This window comes from uncultured Thiodictyon sp. (genome assembly GCA_903837595.1).
Classification (GTDB): domain Bacteria; phylum Pseudomonadota; class Gammaproteobacteria; order Chromatiales; family Chromatiaceae; genus Thiodictyon.
This window is the reverse complement of sequence record CAILVI010000379.1, coordinates 1-4,656: the sequence shown is the minus strand read 5'-3', so window position 1 is coordinate 4,656 and position 4,656 is coordinate 1. Positions and strand designations below refer to the sequence as shown.

General features: G+C 67.2%; 2 protein-coding genes and 1 pseudogene. All 3 read left to right on the top strand.

The window, feature by feature from the left end; all coding sequences use genetic code 11:
* Window positions 1–18: 18 nt before the first annotated feature.
* Window positions 19–1,191, top strand: a pseudogene (locus QZY44_RS22310) (fumarate hydratase); the annotation flags it as partial.
* Window positions 1,192–1,308: 117 nt separating this feature from the next.
* Window positions 1,309–2,295: a YhdH/YhfP family quinone oxidoreductase gene (locus tag QZY44_RS22305; RefSeq protein ID WP_295452673.1), complete on the top strand. Its 987-nt coding sequence runs from the start codon at window positions 1,309–1,311 to the stop codon at window positions 2,293–2,295.
* A gap of 129 nt (window positions 2,296–2,424) precedes the next feature.
* Window positions 2,425–4,656 (top strand): cysteine peptidase family C39 domain-containing protein (locus tag QZY44_RS22300; RefSeq protein WP_295452670.1); only part of this gene is annotated, 2,232 nt, incomplete at its 3' end.

Genomic DNA, 4,656 nt, shown 5'->3' with positions numbered 1-4,656 from the left:
TAACCTCTGCATTTCGCCGGTGCGCGCAAAAACACCGGGGACAACACCCCGGCGGTCGTCCATGTGGAATTGGTGCCGGGCGACCAGGTGGAGGTCCGCCTGGCGGCCAAGGGCGGCGGCTCGGAGAACAAGTCCAAGTTCACCATCTTGAATCCCAGCGACTGCCTGGTGGATTGGGTGCTCAAGACGGTCCCCCTGATGGGCGCCGGCTGGTGCCCGCCGGGGATGCTTGGGATCGGCATCGGCGGCTCGGCCGAGAAGGCCATGCTGATGGCCAAGGAGTCGCTGCTCGGGCACATCGATATCCATGAACTCAAGGGCCGCGGTCCCGCCAACCCGATCGAGGAACTGCGCCTGGAGCTGTTCGAGAAGGTCAATGCGCTGGGCATCGGCGCCCAGGGGCTGGGCGGTCTCACCACGGTACTGGACGTGAAGATCGAGACCTTCCCCACCCATGCCGCGTCGCTGCCCGTGGCCATGATCCCCAACTGTGCCGCCACCCGTCACGCGGAGTTCACCCTGGACGGCTCGGGCCCGGTGTCGCTGGCGCCGCCGCTGCTCAGCGACTGGCCCGCCATCGCCTACGACGCCACCGCGGGCGCCCGCCGGGTGAACCTCGACCAGGTCACCCGCGAAGAGATCGCCACCTGGCAGCCCGGCGAGCGCCTCCTGCTCTCCGGCCGGCTGCTGACCGGCCGGGATGCCGCACACAAGCGCCTCACGGATCTCCTCAACAGCGGCGCCGGGCTCCCGGACGGGGTGGATCTGCGCGGGCGCTTCATCTATTACGTGGGACCGGTCGACCCGGTGCGCGACGAGGTGGTGGGCCCCGCCGGCCCGACCACCGCCACCCGCATGGACAAGTTCACCGAACAGATGCTCAGTGAGACCGGCCTCATCGGCATGATCGGCAAGGCCGAGCGCGGTCCGGTTGCCATCGAGGCCATCCGCCGCCACCAGGCGGTCTATCTGATGGCCGTCGGCGGTGCCGCTTACCTCGTGGCCAAGGCCATCAAGTCCTCACGCCTCGTCGCCTTCGGAGACCTGGGGATGGAGGCGATCCGTGAATTCGAGGTGCTGGACATGCCAGTGACGGTGGCCGTGGACAGCCGCGGCGAGTCGGTCCACGAGACCGGCCCGGCACAGTGGCGGGCGCGGATCGGCAAGATCCCGGTCACTGTCGAGTCCTAGAAATTACCCTCGTGACACCGCTACGCGGTGTCACGCCTGTGTCAGGCGCTGCGCGCCGCGAGCGCCGGTGGCTGGAATCATTCCTTCGAGATCGAACTCACGAACGGAGACCATGAAATGACCACCTACCCCGCCTTTCGCATCCATCAAGACGCGCAGGGGCACCACGCCGGTGTCGAGCAACTCCCAAGGCCCACGCCCGCCGCGGGTGAGGTACTGATCCGGGTCGGCTGGTCCGGCATCAACTACAAGGATGCCCTGGCCGGGACCGGTCGCGGCAAGATCCTGCGCCGCTTTCCACTGGTGGGCGGGGCCGATGCCGCCGGGGTGGTGGAGGCGTCCGCCCACCCTGACTATCGCCCGGGCGAGGCCGTGATCGCGACCGGCTGGGGTCTCACCCACGACCATGACGGCGGCTTTGCCGGTTACCTCTGTTGCCCCGGTGACTGGCTCGTACCGGTCCCGGCCGGACTCGACCCACGTACCGCGATGATCCTGGGCACGGCCGGCTTCACCGCCGCACTGGCCGTCCACCGAATGCTGGTCAATGGTCAGGACCCGGCGATGGGTCCGATCCTGGTCACCGGTGCCAGCGGCGGGGTGGGCGCCGTGGCCGTCGCCATCTTTGCCCGCATTGGTTTTCCCGTCACCGCGCTCTCGGGCAAACCCGAGCTCACCGACTGGCTGCACCACCTGGGCGCCACCGAAGTCGTGGCGCGGGACGCACTGGCGACGGCCACCCGACCATTAGAGAAGGCCCGCTGGGGCGGTGCGGTGGACAACGTGGGCGGCGAGGTGCTGGCCCAGATCACCCGCACCATCGCCCCGAACGGCAACATCGCCGCCATCGGCCTGGCCGCTGGGGCCGACCTGCACACCACGGTGATGCCCTTCATCCTGCGCGGGGCGAGCCTCCTGGGCTGCAACTCGGTGGATGTCCCCACCGGCCTGCGCCGGACGCTCTGGGAGCACCTGGCCAGTGACTGGCAGCTGGCGGACCTGGAGTCACTGGTCGCGGAGACGGTCACCCTGGACGGCTTGCCCGAGGTGTTCGAGCGCATGCTCGCCGGCCGCACCCACGGGCGGACCCTGGTCGCGCTCTGAGGTGATCGCTTCTGCGCCAATGACATCGACGCGAGACCCAGCCGATGGCCGGGTATTGACAATGCCATAAGAAGGGAGAAAATCTGGCGCGTGCGGATTGCACCCGGACGATCGTCGACGGAGGTCAAGATGCTCGCAGCGCAGCGTGAACCAACCCCCGGCCCCCGCCTCTGGCGTGCGCTGATCGCGTGGTGCGTCCTGCCCTTGGCGTTGGCCATTGGTCAGGCCGATGCGAGCGAGGACCCGCCAGCTCCGGCCACCCCGCCGGTGTCGGTTTCCGTCCAACCGCTCGATCTGATCGAGCCCCCCAGCGATGACGCCTTGACCGCCGCCGGCCAACTCGGCGGCGCGCTCTATCCGGTTGAACCAACCGCCGATTCGACCGCCGCCGCGCCGGCGTCCCGGACAGCGGCCAGTCGCGCGGCCCGCCATCAGGCCCGCCGGGCGGCCGGGAACCGCTCCTTCGGCCGCGCCATCCAGCAGTGGAACGGCCACCACTGGAAAGAGGCGACCGCACTCTTCCAGCAGCACCTGACGGAAAACCCGGACAGCCCCTGGGCCGACGAGGCCGAGATCCACCTCGCCTGCGAGGCCCGCTACCAGGGCCGCTACACCGAGGCGGAGAGCCACTACCACCGAATCCTCGCCCGCACCAAAGACAGCACCGACCCAGGTGCCCGGCGACTCGCCAACAAGGCGCGGATGCGCCTGGCAGAGACCAAGACGCTGCGCAACAACCTGGACGGCGCGACCGCGTATTTCGGCGAGTTGGAGCAAAACGGGCTCGACTGGCGCGAGCGTACCTATGCCTCGCACTGGCTGCATCGCATCAATGTGCAGAAGAGCCAGGAGCTTGCCTTTCTCAACTGCGGCTACCTGGCGTTGGGCGACCTGCTCGGCGGGCGCGGGGAGCAGGCCGGCGCCCAGGCCGTGTTGGCCCGCCAGGCGCAGAACACCAACGGGCAGAGCCTCCAGGAACTCAAAGACCTGGCGGCCCAATATGGCCTTGCACTAAGCGCCCTGCGGCTGACGTCCAGCGAATTGGACCAGATTCCGCTGCCCGCCATCGTCCACATCCCCGGCCCGGCGGAGGGCGACAAGGGGCACTTCTGGATCCTGCACAGCAAGCGCGGCGAGCTGTTGAAGCTGCACGACCCGCAGAGCGGGCGCTGGTTCAGGCAGACGGTGGGCGAGTTCTCCGGCGAGTGGCAGGGCGTCGCCCTGGTCTTTGCCGGAGGGGATGCGGCACTGCCCGGGGTCCCGCTGTCAGACACCGAGTTGGCGCAATTGACCGGGGGGTGCTGCGGGGTGGCGCGGCCGGAAGCGGACCTGGGCAGCCCGAACAACTGCCACGGTGAATGTAGCTGGAACGTCAACCCCGTCAACATGAACCTGTTCGTGGGCGACACACCGCTCTGGTACGACCCGGCCGTCGGCCCCAAGGTTGCCATTGCGCTGAGCTACAACAGCCAATCCGCCAACAATCAACACGAGCCATTCGGCAACAAGTGGCAATTCAATTATGGCACCTACCTGGTGCTGGACCCCGGCGACACCGTGACCATCTACATGCCGGACGGCCGCCGGGACATCTTCACCGGCGACATGGCCGGGCATTATACGCCCCCCGCAAATGTCCATAACCGCCTGATCAACCTTGGCGGGCAGCGCTGGGAACTGCGCTTTCCGGACGACAGTACCTTCATCTACGACATCCCGGCCGGCACCAGCTCGATGCAGCCCTTCCTGGTGGAGGCGGCCGACACCTTCGGCCAGAAGCTCAGCTTCGGCTACAACGCCGCGGTGCAGTTGACGACCATCACGGACGCACTGGGCCAGGTGACACGCCTCGCCTATAACAGCGCGGGACTCGTCGGGACCGTCACCGACCCATTCACCCGCGTCGCATCCTTTCAATACGATACCGGAAAGAATCTCACCCAAATCACCGATATGGGTGGCTATTGGTCGCGCCTGACCTACGACACCAATGTCTATGTCACGAGCATCGAGAAGGCGGACGGCACCTGGCGGTTCCTCATCGAGCCATCCACCGTCGCCAGCAACGGCAGCAACCCCTACCCGGCACCCGGCGCCGTCATGTGGGCCAACTATCGGGTGACCATCACCGATCCCGCAGGTGCGCGGTCTGAGTGGTATTACAACGGTTACTCCGGATATTCCTGGTATGTCAGTCCCCGCCACTACATCCCCTGGCAGAGCGACACCGTCAATAACTTCCGTAGCGGGGTGCCCCAGACCCGCTTCAATCTGGACCGGTATTCCAGCAGCAAGGGGCAAGTCACGAGCGTCGTCTACCCCGGACAGGGCCAGGAGAGCTACCAGCACGACAGCCAGGGC

What these genes read in the sequence shown, in the direction of transcription:
- QZY44_RS22305 (WP_295452673.1), top strand. Translation starts at nt 1,309, where the DNA reads ATGACCACCTACCCCGCCTTTCGCATCCATCAAGACGCGCAGGGGCAC.